The following is a 3,212-nucleotide window of genomic DNA, read 5'->3' on the forward strand; positions in this document are numbered from 1 at the left end:
CGATAAAGAGAATGACATTGCCTTCTTCTTTCGATAATTCATTAAGCACTGATTTTAGACGCTCTTCGAATTCACCACGATATTTAGCACCCGCAACTAATGAGCCCATGTCTAATGAAAGCACTCGTCGGCCTCTTAAGCCTTCAGGCACTTCATTATTGATAATACGCTGAGCCAAACCTTCGACAATCGCAGTTTTACCTACACCGGGTTGACCGATAATGACAGGGTTGTTCTTAGTACGACGTTGAAGGACTTGAATCGTGCGACGAATTTCATCATCACGACCAATCACAGGATCTAGCTTGCCTTGCTCTGCTCGCTCGGTCAGATCAATGGTGAACTTCTCTAAAGCTTGGCGTCTACCTTCCGCATTCGGGTCATCAACCTTTTGACCACCACGAACTTGCTCGATAGCTTGAGATAGTTTTTGCTCAGTAAGGCCTAACTCTTTAAGTAAGTTACCTAGAGATCCTTTGTCTTCTATTGCAGCGAGTAGGAATACTTCTGAAGATATATAACTGTCTTGACGCTTTTGCGCGACCTTGTCACATAGGTTGAATAGCGTTCCCATTGCGTTAGAAAGCTGAACATCACCACCGATACCGCTTACTTTTGGGACTCTGTCTAATATTTCGCTCAATTTAGAACGCAATTGAACAACGTCAATATTCAGCATAGTGAGCAATGGACGAATCGCACTGCCATCTTGATTAAGCAAAGACACCATTAGGTGTACAGGTTCTATATATTGGTGATCACGACCTAATGCGAGCGACTGAGCATCAGATATCGCAATTTGGAATTTACTAGTGAATCGATCGAGACGCATGCCAACCTTCCTACTCTTAGATATGTTTATCTTATGGTTAGAAGATGGATACGGTAACGCAGATTTTCAAGGGATAAGGATGAAGAATAGAGCTGATATGAAAATATAAATGAACTGGATGAGTGGTTATGCTAGTCAGAGATTACTCTAACCAAATAAATGTTGCCTGACGCCCAGTAATACCATCACGACGATAAGAATAGAAAGCATCTGAATCTGCGTATGTACATAGATTCGAATCTGTCACCGAAGTCACGCCAACTTTCATTAATCGTTGAGTCGCAAGTTGAGACATGTTTGCTAACCACTTGCCGGGTTCAGATTTAGCTTTAAATGCTAATTTCGCTTGAGGGTCAAAACGAACAAAAGCGTCCAACACATCGTTGCCCACCTCAAACGCATCTTTACCAATAGCAGGGCCAAGCCAAGCAATGATCTGATTATCTGAATCTAGGTTTGAAAACTTTGCTACGGCATTTTCAAGAATGCCACCAGCAAGACCACGCCAACCGGCATGAACGGCAGCAACTTGAGTGCCTTTGGTATCGGTAAGGATGACCGGTAAGCAATCGGCTGTCATCGCAGAACACACAATCCCCTTTGCAGTGGTAAATGCACCATCCGCATCAAGCACATTCGCCACAGGTTCTAAAACCGTAATGACATCCGTTGAGTGAGTTTGATTTAGCCATACTGGAGCCGTGGGCATCTTAGATTGTTGCTTTAGCCATGTTCGATTACTTTCAACAAGTAAAGCATCATCCCCAACATGCATACCAAGGTTTAACCCTTGATAAGCACCTGTAGAACAACCATCAAAACGAGTCGAAGCAAATGCTTTCACGTTTTTTGGTGCATTCCAGTCAGGGATGATCATTGACACGATTAAATGTCGTCTTCTATGTTTTCGCGAGCATCAACACGCAACGCTTCAGCCATCACAACCATGTCATTTGGCACAGGTGCGTGGAACTCTACTTCTTCACCAGTAATCGGGTGAACAAACTTCAGCATAACCGCGTGTAGCGCTTGGCGATCAAAAGAACGAATCATTGTCGTTAGCTCTTCAGATGCACCTTTTGGAATACGTGCACGACCACCGTACGCAATATCACCTAACAACGGGTGCTGAAGGTATGACATGTGAACACGGATTTGGTGAGTACGACCCGTTTCTAGGCGCAGACGAATACGAGTATGTTCGCGGAAGTGCTCAGCAACACGGTAGTGAGTTACCGCAGGCTTACCCAGTTCATTAACGTCCATTAACGTACGCTTAGTTGCATGACGGCTAATGCCTTTCTCAACCACACCACCAGCGGTCATTTTACCAATAGCAATTGCTTCATATTCACGAGTAATACGACGTTTAGCAAGAGCTCGTACAAGGCGAGTTTGAGCTGGAACCGTTTTAGCCACAACCATAAGACCAGTTGTGTCTTTATCAAGACGGTGCACAATACCCGCACGAGGTACTTCAGCAATCTGAGGGTAATGGAAAAGCAATGCGTTTAGTATGGTTCCATCCGGCGTACCTGCACCTGGGTGTACAACCAGATCGCGAGGTTTATTGATAACCAATAAATCATCATCTTCATAGACAATGTCTAACGGAATATCTTGTGCTTCCCAGCGCTCTTCATCCGCAAGCTCTGCTTGTAAGATGATCGCTTCACCGCCCAAAACTATGGTGCGCGGTTTAGTGATAACTTCGCCATCCACTTGGATTTTGCCGTCAAGAAGCCACTCTTTAATACGAGAGCGAGAAAAATCGGTAAATAGTTCAGCGACAGCTTGGTCTAAACGTTGACCTAACTGGCTGCTTTTTACTGTGTCTGTTAATGTTATCTGCTGAGCCATATCGAACTTTTTTAAAAACCGTGAGACTAATACCCATTAGTATGGATAAAATAGAATAATTGCATCATTGTATCTGTTACTGGTTAGAAAGTAACGGAAGCTTACGAAATATTTAATTCAAGGAATCGACGCCTGACATGAAACACCTTACTTTAACGGGTCTATTAGCCGTATCACTCTTAGTTGGTTGTTCAAGTAGTGAAGAAATAGTACCGGATGTACCGCCATCGGTTCTTTACTCTGACGCCCAAGAATCACTGCAGAGTGGTAGCTGGCTTTCTGCAATCGAAAAGCTAGAAGCCTTAGACTCACGTTACCCATTCGGCGCCTATTCTGAACAAGTACAACTGGATCTGATTTACGCTTACTACAAAAATGATGACTTGGCGCTTGGCCTTGCGACTATTTCGCGATTCCTACGTTTAAACCCAACTCATGAGAAACAAGATTGGGTTCTTTACATGCGCGGTTTAACGCATATGGCACAAGACCGAAACTTCATGCATGATATTTTTAATAT

Annotated in this window: 4 protein-coding genes; 1 reads left to right on the plus strand and 3 read right to left on the minus strand. The window is 43.7% G+C overall.

The genetic code is table 11. The features are described 5' to 3' along the window. From AB4496_RS24245 to rluD, 3 genes are all read right to left on the minus strand, one after another. Positions 1 to 832 (minus strand): Clp protease N-terminal domain-containing protein (locus tag AB4496_RS24245; protein WP_372132332.1); only part of this gene is annotated, 832 nt, incomplete at its 3' end. A 142-nt stretch (positions 833 to 974) separates the two neighbouring features. Further along, positions 975 to 1,709, minus strand: a complete 735-nt coding sequence (gene pgeF / locus AB4496_RS24250) for a peptidoglycan editing factor PgeF (protein WP_009848468.1) — start codon at positions 1,707 to 1,709, stop codon at positions 975 to 977. 8 nt (positions 1,710 to 1,717) lie between these two features. Then, entirely contained in the window at positions 1,718 to 2,692 is a 975-nt protein-coding gene (rluD, locus tag AB4496_RS24255) for a 23S rRNA pseudouridine(1911/1915/1917) synthase RluD (protein WP_009848467.1), read from the minus strand. A 137-nt stretch (positions 2,693 to 2,829) separates the two neighbouring features. Between rluD and bamD the strand changes: the two genes are divergently transcribed. Then, positions 2,830 to 3,212 (plus strand): outer membrane protein assembly factor BamD (gene bamD, locus AB4496_RS24260; RefSeq protein ID WP_372132335.1); only part of this gene is annotated, 383 nt, incomplete at its 3' end.

This window comes from Vibrio sp. 10N.222.46.A1 (assembly GCF_041473595.1).
GTDB classification, from domain to species: Bacteria; Pseudomonadota; Gammaproteobacteria; order Enterobacterales; family Vibrionaceae; genus Vibrio; species Vibrio tasmaniensis_A.